The organism is Streptomyces sp. NPDC102259, from assembly GCF_044766465.1.
Classification (GTDB): Bacteria; Actinomycetota; Actinomycetes; order Streptomycetales; family Streptomycetaceae; genus Streptomyces.
Map to the genome: position 1 here is coordinate 193,844 of NZ_JBIWMA010000008.1, position 20,570 is coordinate 214,413.

Consider the following 20,570-nt stretch of genomic DNA (forward strand, 5'->3'; position numbering starts at 1 on the left):
CACTCGGGCCGCGCGTCCCGGCCACCCGTCCCGGCCACGAGAATGACGCCATGCCGAAGCCCCCGCCGCTCCCCTCCCTGCTCTCCTCCCCCGAGCTGGAACGGTCCTCCGTGGTCGCCAACAACACCATGAACCGCGAGCGCGGCCTCACCGGCGTCAACAGCTACGCCCGTGAACTGGGCGTCGACCTCCTGGCCCACCTCGCGCACCGTCCCGCCCCCTCCTGGCTTGACCTGTGCAGCGGCGAGGGCCGCGCCCTGCGCGAGGCCGCGTCCGCCCTGCCCGCCGGGGCGGTCCTCACCGCCGTCGACCTGGTGGGCCCGCTCGCCCCGCTGCCCACCCCGGCCTCCATGGAGGAGGTGGTTGCCTCCGTCTCCTCCTGGACCCCGGCCCGGACCTACGACCTGATCACCTGCGTCCACGGCCTGCACTACGTCGGCGACCAGCTCGGCCTGCTCACCCGCGCCGCGTCCTGGCTGACCGAGGACGGCCTGCTGGCCGCGCACCTCGACCCGGAGTCGATACGCCACGCCGACGGCTCGTCCGCCGCGAAGCCGGTGGTGTCGGCCTTGCGCGCGGCGGGCTACGCGTACGACTCCCGGCACCACCGCCTCATCCTCCGAGGCGGCCGGACCGTCCGCCTCCCGTTCCACTACCTGGGCGCCGATCCGACCGCCGGCCCCAACTACACGGGCCAGCCCGCCATCGCCTCGTACTACACCGCTTCCTGACCGACGGCCGCCCCACGGGAGCGGGTGTCTCTGTTCAGCCTGCGCACCCGCTCCCGCAACACCTCGGCAGGCGCCACCTCCCCCACGTCCGCCGGCGGACAGTCCCACTCCCGCCCGCCCCCCACCGGCCGCAGCACCACCCGATCCGCCAGCCGCTCCATGACCTCCCCGATCCGCCCGCTCCCGACGTCCCTGACGTACGCCCCGCTCACGCGTCACCCCCCGCCCCGCGCAGCGCCGCCGCCAGTCGCGAGGCCACGCCGAGGTTGCAGCGGCCCAGATCCACCAGGGCGTACGGGTCGCCGTGCGCGCCCGAGACGGGGTCGATCCGCAGCGACGGCAGGATGATCCCCACCTCGCGCAAAGCCTCCCGCAACTGCTCCACGGCCTCCTGGACCGTCCGGGCGGGCCGGTCCCCCGCCGATGTTCTGGGCATCTCCATTGCGCCAATCCCTCCACGCTGAGTGTTCCCGTTCACCACACAGCGTGGCCGCCCGGCTTCTAACCTGGCCAGATACGGCGTCCCAACAAACCCACCTGTGTGACAGGGAGTCGCCATGCCAGGACCGAAGGACCTCGATCCGTCATCGTCCCCCCGAGCACTACTGGGTGCGGAGTTGCGGCACGCCCGCGAGAAGAAGGGGCTGAGTCAGGCGAACCTGGGCGAGCTGCTGTTCGTCAGCGGCTCGTTCATCGGGCAACTGGAGGCGGGGACGCGACGGATGCTCCTGGAGTACGCCGTCAAGATCGACGAAACCCTGGGCACCAACGGCTTCTTCCGGCGCAACTGCATGGCCTCCACGAACTCCAAGTACGCACACCACTTCACCCAGGCAGTGGAAGCAGAGGAACTCGCTTCGTCGATCAGGCAGTTCACACCCACCCTGCTTCCCGGGCTGTTGCAAACGCCTGGCTACGCGGAGGCCCTGTTCCGCGCCTACTGGCCTACAGAGCCAGACGCGAGAATCGACGAACTGGTAGCCATGCGAATGGCCCGAACCCGCCTTCTCGACGATCCAACAACCCCGTTGTTGTGGGCGGTCCTCGACGAAGCCGCCCTGCGCCGCCCTGTCGGTGGAACGGCCGTCATGGCACAGGCCCTCCAACACGTGGCGAACCTCGCCCAGCGACGGCGGATCATCATGCAGGTGCTCCCGTTCAGTGCAGGCGCCATCGGATCTCAGGTAAGCGGCATCAAGCTCATGTACTTCCCCGACGCGCCTCCGCTCTCATACGTCGAAGGCATCGACGTGGGACGCCTGATGGACGACCCGGCAACTGTCGCCCGCCATGAGCTGACGTTCGACCTGATCAGGGCCAGCGCACTCTCTCCACAGGATTCCCTGGCCCTGCTGGGATCCGTGGCAGAGGATTGGACACATGACGCGACACAGCCGTGAGTCCTGGTACAAGTCGAGCTACAGCGGTGCCGACAACGGCGACTGCCTCGAAGTCGCCACCGGTCGCTCCCCCCTCGTCCCCGTCCGGGACTCCAAAACCCCCCTCGGCCCGAGGCTCGCGTTCCGGGCCGAGGCGTGGTCCGCGTTCGTGGAGAACCTCAAGAACGACTGATCCGTCGTCCTTCGCGACCGTCCCGAGGCTCAAGCGTCCAGCGTCGAGCCCTCTTTCCAGGGAACGGGTGGAGGGCCTCAACCCACCCTCCCACCCGGCAAGTTGACGCGGAGCGACCGACTTGCCACGGAAGGTCACCACGTTCTAGCGTGCGCATAACGAAACAGCCCCCGCCAGGTGCTACCAACACCTGCGGGGGCTTGACCTACAAGATCGAACGAGGCTCGATCCGTGGCTGACGCCAAGCTTAGTACTGACCCCCAGTCCGCGCACGCATCCCCGCACCCGATGGCCAATCCGGGTTACGGCAAACGGACCGCGCCGGGCCAACTCGCCCGCACCCGTCACGACTTCACGCACCTCCCGCCCCGTGAGGCGGCGATCGCCGCGTACCTCGACCGGCTGCCCGACGGCACGGACATCTCCGTGAAGACGCTGGCCAAGACGACGCCGTACGGCCAGTGCGCCCTGCGGACCGCCCTCAACCGCATCCAGCAGGCGGGGCACTTGAGGCGGGGCCGGGAACGCGTGGAATCGACCTCCGGCGAGTACCGCTGGATCACCCGAACGTGGTTCACCCGTACCGCACGCGACGACGGCTGGTGGGCGAGGTTCACGCGGGGTGACGCCCCCGGAGAACCACCGGACCCGGACCCGGGGCCTGCCCCTGAAGGCACCCGTCCCACCCGTTCCCGCGCCCACGTCCTCCTGGCCGCCCTCGGCCGCACGGCCCCCGCCCTGTCCCTCTCCGCCGCCGACTGCGCGCGACTCGCCCCGCTGGTGGAGGAGTGGTTCGCGCGCGGGGCCACGGAGGAGACGCTCCGCACCGCCCTCACCGCCGGTCTGCCGACCCCGGTCCACAGCCCCGCCGCCCTGCTCCACCGCCGCCTGACGGACAAGGTCCCGCCTCCGCCGCCACCGGCCCCGCGCCCGCCCCGCCGTCGTCTGGAGTGCGCGGAGTGCGGAGTCCCGGGACACCCGGAGGCCCTGCCAGGGGGCGTGTGCCGCGGCTGCCGGGGCGAGCACACGCCCACACGCCCCGCCGCACTCCTGCCCGCCCCCGCGATCCACGCCCGCGCGGGGGAGATCCGGGCTGCCATGTCAGTGAAACGACAGGACAGGACACCCGTATGACGGCTCCTACGGTCCGACGACGCCACCCCGGGCACGATGGAGGGAAGGAGGCGACGCCATGACCCCTGACATCGAAGAACGCCCTCAGATGTCCGTGGAGGACTTCGAAGAACTCGTCGAGAGAGCTCCGAGGGAGCTTCGTGACCGGCTGGAGTTTCTCGGCGGGAGGCTGTGCATCCGCCACGGGCCGCTCGACGTCGAGGAGTTCGAGGAGCTTGCTGCGTCCGCGCCTGAGACCGTGCGGCTCGAGTACGTGAACGGAAAGGTAGTAGTCAAGGCGATGCCGGACGGCAAGCACACGTCGATCTTCATGTGGCTGCTGCGCCAGTGCATGCACCAACGCCCCGATCTGGACCTCGCACCCGAGCGCGGCGTCAAAGCCGAGACATACCGAAAGGGTCGCGCCCGCACGGACGGTTTCCTCGCGCCGGTGAACCACTTCGTCGAAGACGGGGAGTGGTCCGCCCCGGACGGCACGCTGATGGCTGTGGAGATCACCTCCCACGATCGCGACACCGACCAGCGCGACCGTATCGACAAGCCCGTCGGCTACGCCGGAGCGGCCATTCCCGTCTACCTCCTCGTCGACCGCGACAACAACACGGTCGTCGTGTTCAGCGAGCCCAAGGACGGCCGCTACCAGCAGTCCGTGTCCTACTCCTGGGGTGCCACCGTGCCGCTTCCGGCTCCTGTCGGTATCACCCTCGACACCGAGCAGCTCAAGCAGTTCGCCGACTGAAACGCCCGAGGGCGGCACCCCCCGTTTCGGGGAAGTGCCGCCCTCGGTCCGTAGGACAGGCGATCAACCGTGAGGTCGATCAGAAGTCCATGTCGCCGCCCGGCATGCCGCCGCCGGCCGGCGCGGACGCCTTCTCCGGCTTGTCGGCGATGACGGCCTCGGTGGTGAGGAACAGCGCGGCGATGGAGGCCGCGTTCTGCAGCGCGGAGCGCGTGACCTTCGCCGGGTCGATGATGCCCTCGGCGATCATGTCGACGTACTCGCCGGTCGCGGCGTTGAGGCCGTGACCGATGGGCAGGTTGCGGACCTTCTCGACGACGACGCCACCCTCGAGACCACCGTTGACGGCGATCTGCTTCAGCGGGGCCTCGAGCGCGATGCGCACGGCGTTGGCGCCGGTCGCCTCGTCACCCTCGAGCTCCAGCTTCTCGAAGACGGCGGACGCCTGGATGAGCGCAACGCCACCACCGGCGACGATGCCCTCCTCGACGGCGGCCTTCGCGTTGCGAACGGCGTCCTCGATGCGGTGCTTGCGCTCCTTGAGCTCCACCTCGGTGGCGGCGCCGGCCTTGATGACCGCGACACCGCCGGCGAGCTTCGCCAGGCGCTCCTGCAGCTTCTCGCGGTCGTAGTCCGAGTCGCTGTTCTCGATCTCGGCGCGGATCTGGTTGACCCGACCCGCGACCTGGTCCGAGGAGCCGGCACCGTCGACGATGGTGGTCTCGTCCTTGGTGATGACGACCTTGCGGGCCTTGCCCAGGAGGTCGATGGAGGTGTTCTCGAGCTTGAGACCGACCTCCTCGGAGATGACCTCGCCACCGGTGAGGATGGCGATGTCGTTCAGCATCGCCTTGCGGCGGTCGCCGAATCCCGGGGCCTTGACCGCGACGGACTTGAAGGTGCCGCGGATCTTGTTGACGACCAGCGTCGACAGCGCCTCGCCCTCGACGTCCTCGGCGATGATCAGCAGCGGCTTGCCGCCCTGCATGACCTTCTCGAGGAGCGGGAGCAGGTCCTTGACGTTGGCGATCTTGGAGTTCGCGATCAGGATGTACGGGTCGTCGAGGACGGCCTCCATACGCTCCATGTCGGTGGCGAAGTACGCCGAGATGTAGCCCTTGTCGAAGCGCATACCCTCGGTGAGCTCCAGCTCCAGACCGAAGGTCTGGGACTCCTCGACGGTGATGACGCCTTCCTTGCCGACCTTGTCCATCGCCTCGGCGATGAGCTCGCCGATCTGGGTGTCGGCGGCGGAGATGGAGGCCGTGGAAGCGATCTGCTCCTTGGTCTCGACATCCTTGGCCTGCTCGAGCAGGGCACCGGAGACGGCCTCGACGGCCTTCTCGATACCGCGCTTGAGGGCCATCGGGTTGGCGCCGGCGGCTACGTTGCGCAGGCCTTCCTTGACCAGGGCCTGGGCGAGGACGGTCGCGGTGGTCGTACCGTCACCGGCGACGTCGTCCGTCTTCTTGGCGACTTCCTTGACCAGCTCTGCGCCGATCTTCTCGTACGGGTCCTCGAGCTCGATCTCCTTGGCGATGGAAACACCATCGTTGGTGATCGTGGGTGCGCCCCACTTCTTCTCGAGGACGACGTTGCGGCCCTTGGGGCCGAGCGTCACCTTCACGGCGTCCGCGAGCTGGTTCATGCCGCGCTCGAGGCCGCGCCGTGCCTCCTCGTCGAACGCGATGATCTTGGCCATGTGAAGTGGTCCTCCCGGACTGGGGTGGATTGCTCCGGACCGCGCTGGCGCCCGCGACGGACGGCTCGCCGGCCTCGTGGTTCCTTGCCCCACCTGGCCTGCGGGCCTCACCGACCCGGTCCTCGTTGTCACTCTCACCTTCAGAGTGCTAACGCAATGATTAGCACTCGACCCATGAGAGTGCAAGCGCCTCCGCCGGACCGGCACCCTTGCGGACACCCCTCGCGGACGTCTCGCCGACGCCTCGCGGACGTCCCCGGACAGACCGAAGGGCTCGCCCCCCGTGGGGGTGCGAGCCCTTCGTCAGTTGTACAGAAGAACGACGCTTTCAGTCGGCGCGTGCTTCAGCCGGTCGCGAGCCGGACCATGTCCGCCTGCGGCCCCTTCTGGCCAGCCGAGATCTCGAAATCGACCCGCTGCCCCTCTTCCAGGGTGCGGTAGCCGTCCATCTGAATCGCGCTGTAGTGGACGAAAACATCCGCACCACCGTCGACCGCGATGAAGCCGTACCCCTTCTCCGCGTTGAACCATTTGACGGTGCCCTGAGCCATGCCTAACTCCCCTATTACTGGCCCTTGCACGGACCCACACTTCGCGGATCCGGGTCAGACCTCACCCCCCGGTTGGCTTGGGGGCGTGCGCCGGAACGCGTCGACCGCGGCCGAATGTATCTGTCCAACTGCCCTCTGCAACAGGTCACTTGGACGAGAATTCCGGACGGGCGGGATCCGTAATGTGGCGAGAATTCGCCTGAATTGAGGGCAAGTCGGGCCCTACATAAGCCGCAAAAGCCACGAAAGAGGCGCACACATTGGCTGCTTCTTGTCGGGCGCGGGGCAGAAATCAAAGGCTCCGGATCCGGTGATCCGGACCGGCTTCCCCAACTGTACCGCGCTCAACCACACTGAATTGCCCCCTCCGCTTCTATCGCGGAGAGGGCAATTCGATGAACGCTCGGTAATCGATGTTACCGACGGTTACTACCAGTGGGTACTGACCGTCGGTCAGCCGCCGGCCACGGCCGGGATGATGGAGACGCCGGCGCCGTCCGGGGTGGCCGTCTCCAGACCCTGCTCGAAGCGGACGTCGTCGTCGTTCACGTACACGTTGACGAACCGGCGCAGCTTGCCCTGGTCGTCCAGGACCCGGGCGGCGATACCGGTGTGGTTCTTCTCCAGGTCGGCGATGACCTCACCGAGGGTCGCCCCCTCGGCCTTCACCTCGGCCTGCCCGCCCGTGTAGGTGCGCAGGATGGTGGGGATGCGGACGTTGACGCTCATGTCTGGTGATCTCCGGTCGGGTAGACGGCCTCAGGGGCGCGGGGCCGTGCGGATCGTGCGGCTGCCGCCGCGTGGGCGCGACCGGCCCACACCGGCCCGCAGCACACATACGGTCTTACAGCGGAGCGCCCCGCTCATGACGCGAGGCCGGCCTCGCGGAAGGAGTCGAGGTTCGGACGGATGGTCGCGGTCAGCCCGGTGCCGGCCACCGCGTCCAGGGTCTTCAGTCCGTCACCCGTATTGAGGACGACGGTCGTCCCGGTCGGGTCGAGAAGACCGTTCTCGATCAGCTTGCGCGTCACACCCACCGTCACCCCACCGGCGGTCTCCGCGAAGATCCCCTCGGTCCGCGCCAGCAGCTTGATCGCGTCGACGATCTGCTCGTCGTTCACGTCCTCCACCGCGCCACCGGTGCGCCGCGCGATGTCGAGGACGTACGGACCGTCAGCCGGGTTGCCGATGGCCAGCGACTTGGCGATGGTGTTCGGCTTCTGGGGGCGGACCACGTCGTGCCCGGCCTTGTAGGCGACGGACACCGGGGAGCAGCCCTCGGCCTGCGCGCCGAAGATCTTGTACGGCCTGTCCTCGACCAGCCCGAGCTTGATCAGCTCCTGGAGGCCCTTGTCGATCTTCGTCAGCTGCGAGCCGGAGGCGATCGGCACGACCAGCTGGTCCGGCAGCCGCCAGCCGAGCTGCTCGCAGATCTCGTACGCCAGCGTCTTGGAACCCTCGGCGTAGTACGGCCGCAGGTTGACGTTGACGAAGCCCCAGCCCTCGCCCGCCGAGTCGCCGATGAGCTCGGAGCAGAAGCGGTTGACGTCGTCGTAGTTGCCCTCGATGCCGACGAGTTCGCCGCCGTAGATCGCGGCCATGACGACCTTGCCCTGCTCCAGGTCGTGCGGGATGAACACACAGGACCGGAAGCCCGCCCGGGCGGCGGCGGCGCCGACGGCACCGGCCAGGTTGCCCGTGGAGGAGCAGGAGAGCGTGGTGAAGCCGAACGCGCGGGCGGCCTCGATGGCCTGGGCGACGACGCGGTCCTTGAAGGAGTGCGTCGGGTTGCCGGAGTCGTCCTTGACGAAGAGCTTGCCGGCGTCGACGCCCAGCTCGCGGGCGAGGTTGTCGGCCTGGACGAGCTTGGTCCAACCGGGGTTGATGTTGGGCTTGTCGGCCACGTCCGCCGGGACGGGCAGCAGCGGCGCGTAGCGCCAGATGTTCGCGGGTCCCGCCTCGATGCGCTTGCGGAGCTCCTCCGTGTCGTAGGAGGAGAAGTCATACGCGATCTCGAGCGGGCCGAAACACTCTTCGCAGGCGAAGACCGGGCCGAGGGGCACGCGGTGACCGCACTCGCGGCAGTTCAACGCCGCGGCCGGACCGAGGTCGACGGCAGAGGACGTCGTAGAGTCGGTGGTGCTTGCAACAGTCGTGCTTGCAACAGTCTGCGCAGCCATGTGAGGCGAGGCCCTTCCTCATCTTCCTCACGACGCATTTCGCCGTGAGACGGATTTGGCACCTTCCCGAGCCGGGAGCCTCGCGGAGCGATCACCGCATGGAGCGGTGAGCGTCACGAGACCGGCTGGAGGGTTGCCGGGGCTTCATCGGGCCGTATCCCTCTGCCCCTCTGGATGAGCGGTATGAAGTTGTGGACGGGGGCGACCTCGGACATGCGATGGTCATCCGCGTTGTTCAAGACTGTAACCGAAGGCCAGGACAGTTGAGATAGTCGTCCGAACCGCGAGATGGATCACACGGTCACCTCCTGTGCACCCGGTGTGATCACGACAGTGAGGAGCCGCAGACTGTGCTTCAAGAAACTGAGCGCTGGCTGGCCACCCGCTCCTGGGCCGTGACCGATCGTCCGCTCCACAGGATCATGGCCGCGAAACGCGCCACGAACCAGTCGGTGTCCGTCGTCCTTCCCGCGCTGAACGAGGAGGAGACGGTCGGCGACATCGTCGCGATCATCCGTCACGACCTCATGCACCAGGTCCCGCTCGTCGACGAGATCGTGGTCGTCGACTCGGGATCGACCGACCGTACGTCCGAGGTGGCCGCGGCGGCCGGCGCGCGGGTCGTCCACCGGGACGACATCCTGCCGCGCATACCGGCCGTGCCCGGCAAGGGCGAGGTCCTGTGGCGCTCCCTGCTGGTCACCACCGGGGACATCGTCTGCTTCATCGACGCCGATCTGAGGGAGTTCTCCTCCGACTTCGTCTCGGGGATCGTCGGCCCGCTGCTCACCGACCCCGGGGTGGACCTGGTCAAGGGCATGTACGACCGTCCGCTGGGCGGCGCGGCCGGCCAGGGCGGGAGGGTCACCGAGCTCATGGCCCGCCCGCTGCTCAACATGCACTGGCCGCAGCTGGCCGGGTTCGTGCAGCCGCTCGGCGGGGAGTACGCGGCCCGCCGCAGTCTGCTGGAGCAGCTGCCGTTCCCCGTCGGCTACGGCGTGGAACTGGGCATGCTGGTCGACGCCCTGCACCTGGTGGGCCTCGACGCCCTGGCCCAGGTCGACATCGGCGTGCGCAAGCACCGTCACCAGGACGGCCAGGCGCTGGGCCGGATGGCGGCGGCCATCTACCGCACCGCCCAGCTCCGGCTGGCCCGCGGGCATCTGATCCGCCCGTCCCTCACCCAGTTCGAACGGAGCACGGACGGCTTCGAGCCGCGCACCTACTCCGTGGACACCGAGGAAAGGCCGCCGATGGCGGAGATCGCGGAGTACGCGACCCGCAAGGTCGCGTGACCGCAGGACGGGCCGTATACGGCATGCCGCCGACAGCGGCGACACGGCCGGACACGGCCCGTCCACACAGCGCGACCGTACGTTTGAGCGTTTCCCGACCGGGCTAGGTTGGGCGTATGGCTTCCACGCACGACACTGCCGCTCCGGCCGCCGAGGTGCTGGTCGCGTCCAACCGCGGCCCCGTCTCCTACGAGGTGCGCGAGGACGGCTCGCTGCACGCGAAACGCGGCGGCGGCGGGCTGGTCTCCGGCCTGTCGGCCATCGGGCCCGACGCGGGCGCCCTGTGGGTGTGCTCGGCGCTCACCGACGGCGACCGGGAGGCGGTCCGGCGCGGGGTCGGCGAGGAGGGCGTGCGCATGCTGGCCGTCCCGGCCGACGTGCACGCGGACGCCTACAACGGCATCGCGAACTCGGTCCTCTGGTTCATCCACCACCTGCTCTACCAGACGCCGCTGGAGCCCGCCTTCGACGCGGAGTTCCGCCGCCAGTGGGCGTCGTACGAGACGTACAACCGGGCGTTCGCCGAGGCGCTGGCCGAGGAGGCGGCGGACGGCGCGGCCGTCCTCGTCCAGGACTACCACCTGTGTCTGGTGCCGGGGATGCTGCGCGAGCTGCGCCCCGACCTGCGCATCGGCCACTTCTCGCACACGCCGTGGGCGCCGGTGGACTACTTCGCGCTGCTGCCGGGGGACATCCGCGAGCAGTTGCTGCACGGCATGCTCGGCGCGGACCGTCTGGGCTTCCTCACCCGGCGCTGGGCGGACGCGTTCACCGCGTGCTGTACGGAGTTCGTCGGCGGCCCCGGCAGGACGCGGATCGGCGTGCACGGGCTCGGCGCGGACGCGGACTTCCTGCGGGAGCGCTCGCACCGGCCGGACGTCGACGAGCGGATGGCGGCCCTCCGGGCGGAGATCGGCGAGGGCCGCAAGACGATCGTCCGCGTCGACCGCACCGAGCTGTCCAAGAACATCGTGCGCGGGCTCCTGGCCTACCGGCAGCTGCTCGACGACCACCCGGAGTGGCGCGAACAGGTCGTCCACGTGGCCTTCGCCTACCCCTCCCGCCAGGACCTCGCCGTCTACCGCGACTACACGGCCGAGGTGCGGCGCCTGGCCGAGGAGATCAACGACCGGTACGGCACGCCCGGCTGGACCCCGGTCCTGCTGAACCTCAAGGACGACTTCGCCCGCTCCCTGGCCGCCTACCGACTGGCCGACGTGGCCCTGGTGAACCCGATCCGCGACGGCATGAACCTGGTCGCCAAGGAGGTCCCGGTCGTCTCCGACGAGGGCTGCGCGCTGGTCCTGTCCCGGGAGGCCGGGGCCTACTGGGAACTGGGCGAGGACGCGATCACGGTGAACCCGTACGACGTCCTGGAGACCGCCCGCGCCCTGCACGAGGGGCTGACCATGAAGCCGGAGGAGCGGGCCGAGCGCACGAAGCGGCTGTCCGCGGCGGCGACCGCGCTTCCCCCGGCCCAGTGGTTCCTGGACCAGCTGAACGCCCTGCGGGAGATTCAGCCGAGCTGAGCGGCCAGCTCCCGCAGCAGCCGTACGACGCCGGCGGGGCCATCGACGACGAGGTCCGCGCGCTCGGCCAGTTCGCCGACCTCGGTGCTGCCGCTGCACACCAGCAGTCCGGGGAAGCCGTCCGAGCGGAGCTTCTCGACGGCGGCGAAGGCGGGCAGGTCGCCGAGGTCGTCACCGGCGTAGAGGACGGACCGCGCGCCGGTCTCGCGGATGTGCTCCAGCAGGGCGACGCCCTTGTCCATGCCCGGCGGGCGCAGCTCCAGGACCATCCGGCCGGGTTCGACGATCAGGCCGTGCCGGGTGGCCAGGTCGGTGAGCGGGGCCCGCAGGGCTTCGAAGGCGGCCCGGGGGTCGGCGGCGCGGCGGGTGTGGACGGCGACGGCCCGGCCGCCCTTCTCCTCGACCGAGACCCCGGTGACCGAGACACCCGACCGGTCCCCGGCGGCGGCCAGGACCCGCGGGAGTTCGGCGCGGACGGCGGCCACTCCGGGGTGCGGGGCGGGGGCGCTGAGGGCGCCGGTGCGGGCGTCCCAGCGTTCGGCGCCGTAGTGGCCGAGGACGGAGAGGTGCTCCAGTCCCTCGGCCCCGGCGAACCCGCCGTGCCGTACGGCGACCTCGGCGGGCCGGCCCGTGATGACGGCCACGGCGGCGACCTTCGGCGCGAGGGCCGTGAGCGCGGGGACGGCGTCGGGGTGCGCCCGGGCGTCCTCCGGGTTCTCGACGATCGGGGCGAGAGTGCCGTCGAAGTCGAGCGCGACGAGGGTGGTGGAGGGCCGGCCGACGATCGCGTCGAGTGCGGCGCGGCCCGCCCGGGTGACCGGAACGGGGAGAGAGAGGGGCTCGGGTTCCGTGGAGTGCGTCTCGTGGGTGCCCATACGGCGACGATAGCCAACGCGCGCCGGCTACTGACGCTCCCCCCGCCTGGCCTCCCGCACTCTGCGCAGTCTGTTCACCGTGACCGGGTCGTGGGCCAGGGCGCGCGGGTCGTCCAGGAGGGCGTTGAGGAGTTGGTAGTAGCGGACCGGGGACAGGTCCAGTTCCTCGCGTATCGCCCGTTCCTTCGCGCCGGGGCCGGAGAACCCGCGCCGCTCCAGGGCGAGGATGTCCCGCTCCCCCGCCCCCAGCTCGTCCGCTTCCGTTCGCCGCTCCATGCCCGCACGGTAGCGCCCGCCACCGACAGCGGCTCAGCGACCCGGCTCAGCGGGCCGGTTCAGCGGCCCGGTTCAGCGGCCCGGTTCAGCCGGCCCGCTGAGCGGCCCGGTTCAGCGTCTCGGCTGAGCAGCCCGGCCCAGCACCCGGCCCAGCGGAACCGGCTCAGCAGCCCGGCTCAGCGGGCCACCCGGTGGCCCCGGTCAGCCGTCGGAGCCGACGTCCAGCGTCGCGGCCGTGGTCTGGAGCCCGCCCAGCACGTCGGCCGGGCTGCCGTTCGCGGTCACGGCCTGGCCGATCCGCTTCTTGATCTCCGCGCTGACCTTCGCCCAGGAGGTCCGTCCGACGGGGTAGGTCTCGGAGAGCGCGAGCTGGTCGAGGAACGGCTTGAGGTCGGCGTCCTCCTTGGCCGCGCTCATGACCTGGGAGGCCGAGTTGGTGACCGGCAACAGGTCGTACTCGCGGGAGAAGTCCAGCACGTTCTTCTCGCTGTAGACGTAGTCGAGGAAGTCGCCGACCTGCTCGGCGTGCCCGTTCTGCTTGAAGGCGGTCATCCAGTCGGCGACGCCCATGGAGACCTTGGTCGGGCCGGCGACGCCGGGCATCGGCACCATGCCGAACTTCACGCCCTTGCTCTCGGCCGCCTTCATCAGCGAGGGGTGCCCGTTGAGCATGCCCACGTCGCCGGCGGCGAACGCGGTGAACGCGGCGGCCCGGTTCAGCTTGTCCGGGGCGACCGGCCCGGTGAGGCCCTTGCCGACCAGGTCGTCCTTCAGCCAGTCGAAGGTCTCGACGTTCTCGGTGGAGTCGATGCTGTAGGCGCTGACGGTCTGGGTGTAGCCGCCCCCGCCGCTGAGCAGCCACTGCAGGGTCTCGGCCTGCGCCTCCTCGGGCCCGAGGGGGAGCGCGTACGGGTACTTCACGCCCTCGTCCTTGAGCGCCTTCGCGTCCTCGGCGAGCTCGGCCCAGGTGGTGGGCGGGGTCAGGCCGGCCTTCGCGAAGAGGGTCTTGTTGTAGAACAGCAGCCGCGTGGAGGAGGCGAACGGCATGCCGTACTGCACCCCGCGCACCTCGCCCGCGTTGGCGAGCTGGGAGACGAAGTCGGCCTCGACGGGGATGGAGAGCACATCGCTCACCCGGTAGAGCCGGTCGGCGGCCGCGTAGTCGGCGTAGGCGCCTATCTGGGCCATGTCGGGGGCCTTGCCCGCGTCGACCATCGCCTTGACCTTGGCGTCCACGTCGTTCCAGGAGTAGACGGTCACGTCGACGGTGACGCCGGGGTGGTCCTTCTCGTACGCCTCGACGAGCTTGTCCCAGTACTTCTTCGAGCTGTTGGCGCTGCTGTCGCCGTAGTCGGCGGCGACGAGTCTCAGCGTGACGTCGTCGGAGTCTCCGGTCAGTCCGCAGCCGGTGAGGACCGCGGCCATGCCGAGGGCGGACACCCCCGCGACCGTTCCCGTGATCGTTCCTGACTTCCGTGCCCGCCGCTGCACCGTGATGCTCCCAATTGATTGATCATACCAATGGACCGTTATCCGGATTAAGGTCTACACCACCCCTGTGGACTAGACCTCTTTCGGGCCTCCGCGGCGGCACGGTACCCCCAAGAGACGTGAGTGGACTAGACCTCTTGCCGTTCCTCGGTCCACACTGTCCCCGTGAGACATGTCATCGCCCTCGACGTGGGCGGCACCGGGATGAAGGCCGCACTGGTCGGCGCGGACGGCGCACTGCTGCACCGGGCCCGCCGGCCCACCGGCCGCGAGCGCGGACCCGACGCGGTCGTCGCCGGCATCCTCGACTTCGCCGCCGAGCTGCGCGGACACGGCGCCCGGCAGTTCGGCGAACCCGCGGCCGCGGCGGGCGTCGCCGTGCCCGGCATCGTCGACGAGGCGAACGGCGTCGCCGCCTACGCGGCCAACCTGGGCTGGCGGGACGTACCCCTGCGGGCCCTGCTCGCCGACCGCCTCGGCGCCCCCGTGGCCCTCGGACACGACGTGCGCACCGGTGGCCTCGCCGAGGGCCGGATCGGTGCGGGCCGGGGCGCGGACCGGTTCCTGTTCGTGGCGCTGGGCACCGGCATCGCGGGCGCGATCGGCGTCGACGGCCGGGTCGAGGCCGGCGCCCACGGCTTCGCGGGCGAGATCGGCCACATCGTCGTACGGCCCGGCGGAATCCCGTGTCCGTGCGGACAGCACGGCTGTCTGGAGCGCTTCTCGTCGGCGGCGGCGGTCAGCGAGGCCTGGGCGGCGGCCTGCGGAGACCCGGAGGCGGACGCCGCGGACTGCGCGAAGGCCGTCATGTCCGGCGACCCGAACGCCGTCCGGATCTGGCAGACGGCCGTGGACGCGCTCGCCGACGGCCTGGTCACCGCCCTCACCCTGCTCGACCCCCGCACGCTCGTCATCGGTGGCGGCCTCGCGGAGGCGGGGGAAACCTTGTTCACACCACTACGGGACGCGGTCCGCCACCGGGTGACCTTCCAGAAGCTGCCCGAGATAGTCCCGGCGGCCCTGGGCGACAGCGCGGGTTGCCTGGGTGCGGGCCTACTGGCCTGGGATCTCCTCGACACAACCGACGGTATGGAGGTAGCAACCTGATGGCCACCCCCTCAGGGGCGCGGGGAACTGCGCGACAAGCCGCAGCGCGCCCGCAGCCCGCAACCGGCGCACGGAGGCAGGTACTCACCGGCGCCAGGGTGGTACTGCCCACGGGCACGGTCCCGGACGGCCGCGTCACGATCGACGGCACGAAGATCGCCGCCGAAGCCCCGCACGGGACCCCGCAGGGAACCGCGACGGTGATCGACGTGACCGGCCACTGGCTGGTCCCCGGCTTCATCGACCTGCACAACCACGGCGGCGGCGGAGCCTCCTTCTCCGGCCCGGCCGAGGACGTCCAGCAGGCCATCCACACCCACCGGCTGCACGGCACCACCACCCTCGTCGCCTCGACCGTCACCGACGACATGGACATCCTGATCCGGCAGGCCGGCCTGCTGAGCGAGCTGGCCGAGCAGGGCGACCTGGCCGGCATCCACTTCGAGGGCCCCTTCATCTCGCCGTGCCGCAAGGGCGCGCACTCCGAGGCGCTGCTGCGCGACCCCGACCCGGCGGCGGTGCGCAAGCTGATCGACGCCGCGCGCGGCCAGGCCCGGATGGTCACCCTGGCGACGGAACTCCCCGGCGGCCTGGACTCCGTACGGCTGCTCGCCGAGCACGGCGTGATCGCCGCCGTCGGTCACACGGACGCGACGTACGAGCAGACGGTGCAGGCCATCGAGGCCGGAGCCACCGTCGCCACGCACCTCTTCAACGCGATGCCGCCGCTCGGCCACCGCTCCCCCGGCCCGATCGCCGCGCTCCTGGAGGACGAGCGGGTGACGGTCGAGCTCATCAACGACGGCACCCACCTGCACCCGGCCGCCCTGGAGCTGGCGTTCCGTCACGCGGGTCCGGGCCGGGTGGCGTTCATCACGGACGCGATGGACGCGGCCGGCATCGGCGACGGCCGCTATCTGCTCGGCCCGCTGGAGGTCGAGGTCAGCGAGGGCGTGGCCCGGCTGGTGGAGGGCGGCTCGATCGCGGGCTCCACCCTCACCCAGGACCGCGCCTTCCAGCGGGCGGTGACGATCGACAGGCTGTCCGTCGAGGACGTGGTCGCCGCGCTGTCCGCCAACCCGGCCCGGCTGCTGGGCGTCGACGACCGGGTGGGCTCGCTGGAGCCGGGCAAGGACGCCGACCTGGTCCTGCTGGACGAGAACTTCGAACTGAAGGGCGTGATGCGCAAGGGGGATTGGGTGGTGGATCCCCAACTGGCCTGAAACGTCCCCCCGCACAGGGACGGTGGCCGACCCGCGCTCTGGGCCGGTCGCCGTCTCTTTGGCATGATCAGGCCTCCGAAGACCGGAAGAGTTCCGGAACCGTTCATGCGGACATGCGGACACGCCATCAGGGGAGGTCGGGCCAGGTGATCCTCACCGTCACCCTGAACACCGCTCTCGACCTCACCTATCGCGTGCCCGCGCTGCGGCCGCACGCCACGCACCGGGTGACCGACGTGCGGGAACGGCCCGGCGGCAAGGGGCTGAACGTCGCCCGGGTGCTGGCGGCGCTCGGCCACCAGGTGACGGTGACCGGCTTCGTGGGCGGCCCCACCGGCCGCGTCGTCCAGGAACGCCTCACCGCCGCGACCGGGATCGTGGACGCGCTCGTGCCGGTCGCCGGGACCACCCGCCGCACGGTCGCCGTCGTCGACGCCCGCACCGGCGACGCGACCCAGCTGAACGAACCCGGCCCGGTGATCGCGCCGGCCGAGTGGTCCGCCTTCCAGGAGGCGTACGAGGGGCTGCTCGCCGGCGCCGACGCGGTGGCCCTGTGCGGCAGCCTGCCGCCGGGCGTGCCGGTGGGCGCGTACGCGGTCCTGGTGCGCACGGCACGGGCCGCGGGCGTCCCGGTCCTGCTGGACACGAGCGGGGAACCGCTTCGCCGGGGGGTCGCCGCCCGCCCGGACATCGTCAAGCCGAACGCCACCGAACTGGCCGAACTCACCGGCTCGCACGAGCCGTTGCGGGCCACCCAGGACGCCCGGCGGCGCGGCGCGCACGCCGTCGTGGCCTCGCTGGGCGTGGAGGGGCTGGTCGCGGCGACCCCGGAGGGCCGCTGGCGCGCGGTCCCGCCCGCCCGGATCCACGGCAACCCGACGGGTGCCGGCGACTCCCTGGCCGCCGGGCTGCTCTCCGGCCTGGTCGACCGTCTGCCGTGGCCGGAGCGCCTGGCCCGAGCCCTCGCCCTGTCCGCGGCGACCGTACTGGCCCCGGTGGCAGGCGAGTTCGACCACTCCGCCTACGAGGAGCTGCTGGGGCGGCTCACGGTGATCCCGGAGGTCACCGCGGCCTGAACCCCGGGGGCAGCCGGGTCAGTCCTTGACCTGACCGGCCTTCAGGTACAGCTGGTCGAGCAGGACGTTGCACTTGTCGCCGTCCTGGCAGGAGACCGAGATCGTGTTGGTGCCCTTGGTCAGCGTGGGCCAGGAGTAGGTCTTCGTCCAACCCTTGGCGAAGTCGCCGTCCTTGGCGTGGGCGAAGTTGCCCAGGTTGAGCTTGCTGCCGAAGGTCTTGCCGTTGACGGTGAGGGTCATCGACTGGTCCTCACCGGCCGCGCTGTAGTGCGCGAAGACGGTGTACGTGCCGTCCGACGGGATGCCGTTGACCGTCCAGGTGACGGAGTTGCCGACCTGGTTGAGGTTGCCGACGTAGACGCCACCGGCCGCCTGCGCGCCCTGCACGTCCGAGGCCAGCGCGGCGCTGCCGCCGAGGTTCAGCGCCTTCGCGTCGGCCTTCGGCAGCTCGGCCTCGTTCCCGCCGTCGTCGGCCGACTCGCTGGGCGAGGCGCTCGCGGAGGCGGAGGCGGAGGACGACACCTGGTCGCTCGCCTTGTTGTCGTCGGAGCCGTCGTCGCCGTTGGCCATGGCGACCACGATGCCGATCACGACCGCGGCGACCACCGCGACCGCGCCGATCAGCAGGCCCTTGGTGTTGGGGCCGCGGCCCCGCCCGCCGCCGCCCTGCACGGGCTGCCGGCCGGTGGAGGGCCCGCCGCCCGCGCCGAAGCTCTCGGGCGCCGAGTAGTGCGCGTTCGGCTGGCCGTACGCGCCCTGCTGAGGAACCGTCGGCGGCTGCCCGTACTGCGCGGTCTGCTGCTGCCCGTACTTGCGCTCGCCGACCGCGCGCACTCTGCTGACCGAGTTGGGGTAGCCGTAGCCACCGCCGGAGGGCGGCTGCGCGCCGTTGGCCTGGCCGTCGGCGTAGAGGTAGCCGAACGGGTCGTCGTCCTCGGGCGTACTCGCGCCGTTAGTGCCGGACGTCATCCCTTGGTACTCCTCAGCAAGTGCGGGTCGGATGCGATGGTGCGGTCAGACTGGCGAGCCTACCCTCCCCCATCCTCGAATTCACTCGGACGGTGGCACCCCCACCGGATGGCCCACACAGGTGACTCTGATCACATCAGCTCGCTGACCTGGTGATCATCCCGCACGCCGGTGCTGTTTGGGACGAGATCGTTTCTCGACGTACATGCGTTCGTCGGCGGACTTCAGCACTTCGTCCGCGGTCATCCCGCAATGTGCCCAGCCGATGCCGAAGCTCGCGCCCACCCGCACGGCCCGGCCCTCGGCGCGGATCGGCTGGATGATCTCGTTGCGCAGCCGTACGGCCAGGTCGGCCGCGTCGGCACGGCCGAGGCCGTCGGCGAGGATCACGAACTCGTCGCCGCCGAGCCGGGCGACCGTGTCGCCGTCGCGGACCTGGCGGGAGAGGCGGCGGGCGACCTCGATGAGGACCGCGTCGCCGGCGTTGTGGCCGAACCGGTCGTTGATCGACTTGAAGCCGTCGAGGTCGCAGAAGAGGACCGCGAGCCCCTTGGTGCCGTCGTCGCGGCCCTCCTCGGGCGCGGCGGTGTGCACATGGTGGTCGTAGCCGTCGAAGGACTCGGCGCCGGCGGGCCGGTAGTCGAAGCCGTGCCCGTTGGCGTCGAAGGCGGCGTGGCCGTAGGCCGTGTCCATGGCGTCGACGGCGGCGGGGAGGGTGGACTGCGGGCGCTGACAGAGCCGGGCGGAGAGCCGCGAGCGCAGTTCGGCGGAGTTCGGCAGTCCGGTGAGGGAGTCGTGCGAGGCGCGGTGGGCGAGCTGGAGCTCGCGGCGCTTGCGGTCCTCTATGTCCTCGACGTGGGTGAGGAGGAAGCGGGGCCCGTCGGCCGCGTCGGCGACGACGGAGTTGCGCAGGCTGACCCAGACGTAGGTGCCGTCCCGGCGGCCGAGGCGGAGTTCGGCGCGCCCGCCCTCGGCGGAGGTGCGGAGCAGGGTGCCTATGTCCTCGGGGTGGACGAGGTCGGAGAAGGAGTAGCGGCGCATCGCGGAGGCGGGGCGGCCCAGCAGGCGGCACAGGGCGTCGTTGGTCCGGAGTATCCGCCCGTGCTGGTCGCCGCCCATCTCGGCTATCGCCATGCCGGAGGGGGCGTACTCGAAGGCCTGCCGGAAGCTTTCCTCACTGGCGCGCAGGGCCTGCTGCTCGCGTTCGAGCCGGACCAGTGCCCGCTGCATATTCGCACGTAGACGCGCGTTGCTAACCGCGATGGCGGCCTGGAAGGCGTACATCTGGAGGGCTTCGCGCCCCCACGCGCCGGGCCGTCGGCCGTTGCGCGGCCGGTCCACGGACAGGACGCCTATCAGCTCACCGCAGGTGCCCCCGCTGCCGGGGGCGGCGGGCATGTACATGGGGGCGAAGAGGCGGTCCGAGGGATGCCACTCGTCCTCGAAGCGGGGGGCGGGTCCGTCGGTGTACCACTGGGGCACGTCGTCGTCGTCGAGGACCCAGCCCTCGGTGTGGGGTATGAAGATCAGGTCGCCCCAGGTCTCCCCCATGGCGAGGCGCCGGTCCCATGAGTCGCGCGAGCCGACCCGGCCGGTGATGAGGGCCTCGGCGGCCGAATTACCGGCGAACGCGGCGACCACGAGATCGCCGTCCGGGCGCACGAGGTTGACGCACGCCAGCTCGTACCCGAGTGCCGTGACCACGCCGTCGGCGACGGTCTGCAAGGTGTCGGCCAGGCTGCGGGCCGTGTTCATGTCGGCCATGACCTGGTGCAGCTGTCGCAGGGACGCAAGGCGGACGTACGGCTCCGACTCGGTCTCCATGTGTTTCGCCCTCCCCCCGAGACTTCGCAGCGAATCAAGGGTTGTCTTCGGCGTAACGTCGTTTCTGGTGCTGTGTTGTCGGTGTGTGTCTCCTTGTGACGCCTCCGCCACTGAATCACAGCGCGCTGCCCACTCGGTACACAGGGTCAACAATTAATGCTTCTTGTGACTCAAGTCACAGATGAAGATGAACATTTGAGTGGAGTTTCCGCGTTTTCCTGTGTGTTTCCTGAACACGGACAGACACGAACAGGCCCGGACGGGCACCGGAAAGGGAGCCGGAAGAAATCGGTCCA

General features: G+C 70.4%; 21 protein-coding genes and 1 riboswitch. Of the genes, 10 read left to right on the forward strand and 11 right to left on the reverse strand.

Features of this window, described 5'->3' with window-relative positions; all coding sequences use genetic code 11:
• The first annotated feature begins 50 nt into the window (after window positions 1-50).
• Window positions 51-731, forward strand: coding sequence for a class I SAM-dependent methyltransferase (locus tag ACIRPU_RS20645; protein WP_403869151.1), 681 nt, complete (start codon window positions 51-53; stop codon window positions 729-731).
• On the opposite strand, the gene ACIRPU_RS20650 is transcribed toward ACIRPU_RS20645, so the two are convergent.
• A complete protein-coding gene (locus tag ACIRPU_RS20650) occupies window positions 716-943 on the reverse strand; it encodes a hypothetical protein (RefSeq protein ID WP_403869154.1) in 228 nt (75 codons plus the stop codon). The genes ACIRPU_RS20645 and ACIRPU_RS20650 overlap by 16 nt on opposite strands.
• Window positions 940-1,173: a hypothetical protein gene (locus ACIRPU_RS20655; protein ID WP_403869157.1), complete on the reverse strand. Its 234-nt coding sequence runs from the start codon at window positions 1,171-1,173 to the stop codon at window positions 940-942. Before ACIRPU_RS20655 ends, ACIRPU_RS20650 begins: the two co-directional genes overlap by 4 nt.
• A gap of 115 nt (window positions 1,174-1,288) precedes the next feature.
• On the opposite strand from ACIRPU_RS20655, the gene ACIRPU_RS20660 reads away from it, so the two are divergent.
• From ACIRPU_RS20660 to ACIRPU_RS20675, 4 genes are all read left to right on the forward strand, one after another.
• Entirely contained in the window at window positions 1,289-2,131 is an 843-nt protein-coding gene (locus tag ACIRPU_RS20660) for a helix-turn-helix domain-containing protein (protein ID WP_403869160.1), read from the forward strand.
• Window positions 2,112-2,303 (forward strand): DUF397 domain-containing protein, encoded by a 192-nt coding sequence (locus ACIRPU_RS20665; protein ID WP_403869164.1) that lies wholly within the window; start codon window positions 2,112-2,114, stop codon window positions 2,301-2,303. The genes ACIRPU_RS20660 and ACIRPU_RS20665 overlap by 20 nt, the downstream gene beginning before the upstream one ends.
• A gap of 288 nt (window positions 2,304-2,591) precedes the next feature.
• Entirely contained in the window at window positions 2,592-3,437 is an 846-nt protein-coding gene (locus ACIRPU_RS20670) for a hypothetical protein (protein WP_403869506.1), read from the forward strand.
• Window positions 3,438-3,495: 58 nt separating this feature from the next.
• Window positions 3,496-4,176: a Uma2 family endonuclease gene (locus ACIRPU_RS20675; RefSeq protein ID WP_403869167.1), complete on the forward strand. Its 681-nt coding sequence runs from the start codon at window positions 3,496-3,498 to the stop codon at window positions 4,174-4,176.
• 79 nt (window positions 4,177-4,255) lie between these two features.
• Here the strand turns inward: ACIRPU_RS20675 and groL are convergent, their stop codons facing one another.
• The 4 genes from groL to thrC form a co-directional block, all read right to left on the reverse strand.
• The gene (gene groL / locus ACIRPU_RS20680) at window positions 4,256-5,878 is read right to left on the reverse strand and encodes a chaperonin GroEL (protein WP_171397996.1); all 1,623 of its coding nucleotides are present in this window, start codon (window positions 5,876-5,878) and stop codon (window positions 4,256-4,258) included.
• 344 nt (window positions 5,879-6,222) lie between these two features.
• Window positions 6,223-6,429: a cold-shock protein gene (locus tag ACIRPU_RS20685; protein ID WP_062645468.1), complete on the reverse strand. Its 207-nt coding sequence runs from the start codon at window positions 6,427-6,429 to the stop codon at window positions 6,223-6,225.
• A 453-nt stretch (window positions 6,430-6,882) separates the two neighbouring features.
• On the reverse strand, window positions 6,883-7,158 hold the full coding sequence (locus tag ACIRPU_RS20690; RefSeq protein ID WP_171397997.1) for a ubiquitin-like small modifier protein 1: 276 nt from the start codon (window positions 7,156-7,158) through the stop codon (window positions 6,883-6,885).
• A gap of 134 nt (window positions 7,159-7,292) precedes the next feature.
• Entirely contained in the window at window positions 7,293-8,609 is a 1,317-nt protein-coding gene (gene thrC, locus ACIRPU_RS20695) for a threonine synthase (RefSeq protein WP_403869172.1), read from the reverse strand.
• A 15-nt stretch (window positions 8,610-8,624) separates the two neighbouring features.
• Window positions 8,625-8,790, reverse strand: a riboswitch (SAM riboswitch).
• A gap of 169 nt (window positions 8,791-8,959) precedes the next feature.
• On the opposite strand from thrC, the gene ACIRPU_RS20700 reads away from it, so the two are divergent.
• Both ACIRPU_RS20700 and ACIRPU_RS20705 read left to right on the forward strand, forming a co-directional pair.
• Entirely contained in the window at window positions 8,960-9,904 is a 945-nt protein-coding gene (locus ACIRPU_RS20700; RefSeq protein WP_355706039.1) for a glucosyl-3-phosphoglycerate synthase, read from the forward strand.
• A 116-nt stretch (window positions 9,905-10,020) separates the two neighbouring features.
• The gene (locus tag ACIRPU_RS20705) at window positions 10,021-11,433 is read left to right on the forward strand and encodes a trehalose-6-phosphate synthase (RefSeq protein ID WP_403869175.1); all 1,413 of its coding nucleotides are present in this window, start codon (window positions 10,021-10,023) and stop codon (window positions 11,431-11,433) included.
• Here the strand turns inward: ACIRPU_RS20705 and otsB are convergent.
• From otsB to ACIRPU_RS20720, 3 genes are all read right to left on the reverse strand, one after another.
• Window positions 11,421-12,308, reverse strand: coding sequence for a trehalose-phosphatase (gene otsB / locus ACIRPU_RS20710; protein ID WP_403869178.1), 888 nt, complete (start codon window positions 12,306-12,308; stop codon window positions 11,421-11,423). The two genes, ACIRPU_RS20705 and otsB, sit on opposite strands and share 13 nt — an antisense overlap.
• Window positions 12,309-12,335: 27 nt before the next feature.
• The gene (locus tag ACIRPU_RS20715; RefSeq protein ID WP_355706042.1) at window positions 12,336-12,584 is read right to left on the reverse strand and encodes a DUF3263 domain-containing protein; all 249 of its coding nucleotides are present in this window, start codon (window positions 12,582-12,584) and stop codon (window positions 12,336-12,338) included.
• 201 nt (window positions 12,585-12,785) lie between these two features.
• The gene (locus tag ACIRPU_RS20720) at window positions 12,786-14,075 is read right to left on the reverse strand and encodes an ABC transporter substrate-binding protein (RefSeq protein ID WP_403869181.1); all 1,290 of its coding nucleotides are present in this window, start codon (window positions 14,073-14,075) and stop codon (window positions 12,786-12,788) included.
• A 165-nt stretch (window positions 14,076-14,240) separates the two neighbouring features.
• Between ACIRPU_RS20720 and ACIRPU_RS20725 the strand changes: the two genes are divergently transcribed.
• The 3 genes from ACIRPU_RS20725 (at window position 14,241) to ACIRPU_RS20735 (ending at window position 17,481) form a co-directional block, all read left to right on the forward strand.
• A complete protein-coding gene (locus ACIRPU_RS20725) occupies window positions 14,241-15,182 on the forward strand; it encodes an ROK family protein (protein WP_403869184.1) in 942 nt (313 codons plus the stop codon).
• Window positions 15,182-16,405, forward strand: coding sequence for an N-acetylglucosamine-6-phosphate deacetylase (gene nagA, locus ACIRPU_RS20730; RefSeq protein ID WP_403869186.1), 1,224 nt, complete (start codon window positions 15,182-15,184; stop codon window positions 16,403-16,405). The genes ACIRPU_RS20725 and nagA overlap by 1 nt, the downstream gene beginning before the upstream one ends.
• A 146-nt stretch (window positions 16,406-16,551) precedes the next feature.
• Window positions 16,552-17,481 carry a 1-phosphofructokinase family hexose kinase gene (locus ACIRPU_RS20735; RefSeq protein ID WP_403869189.1) on the forward strand — a complete coding sequence of 310 codons (930 nt, stop codon included), beginning with the start codon at window positions 16,552-16,554 and terminating at the stop codon, window positions 17,479-17,481.
• 18 nt (window positions 17,482-17,499) lie between these two features.
• Here ACIRPU_RS20735 and ACIRPU_RS20740 read toward each other — a convergent pair whose 3' ends face one another.
• Window positions 17,500-18,450, reverse strand: a complete 951-nt coding sequence (locus ACIRPU_RS20740; protein WP_403869192.1) for a carbohydrate-binding protein — start codon at window positions 18,448-18,450, stop codon at window positions 17,500-17,502.
• A 156-nt stretch (window positions 18,451-18,606) separates the two neighbouring features.
• Window positions 18,607-20,274 carry a diguanylate cyclase CdgB gene (gene cdgB, locus ACIRPU_RS20745; RefSeq protein ID WP_403869195.1) on the reverse strand — a complete coding sequence of 556 codons (1,668 nt, stop codon included), beginning with the start codon at window positions 20,272-20,274 and terminating at the stop codon, window positions 18,607-18,609.
• Window positions 20,275-20,570: the final 296 nt, after the last annotated feature.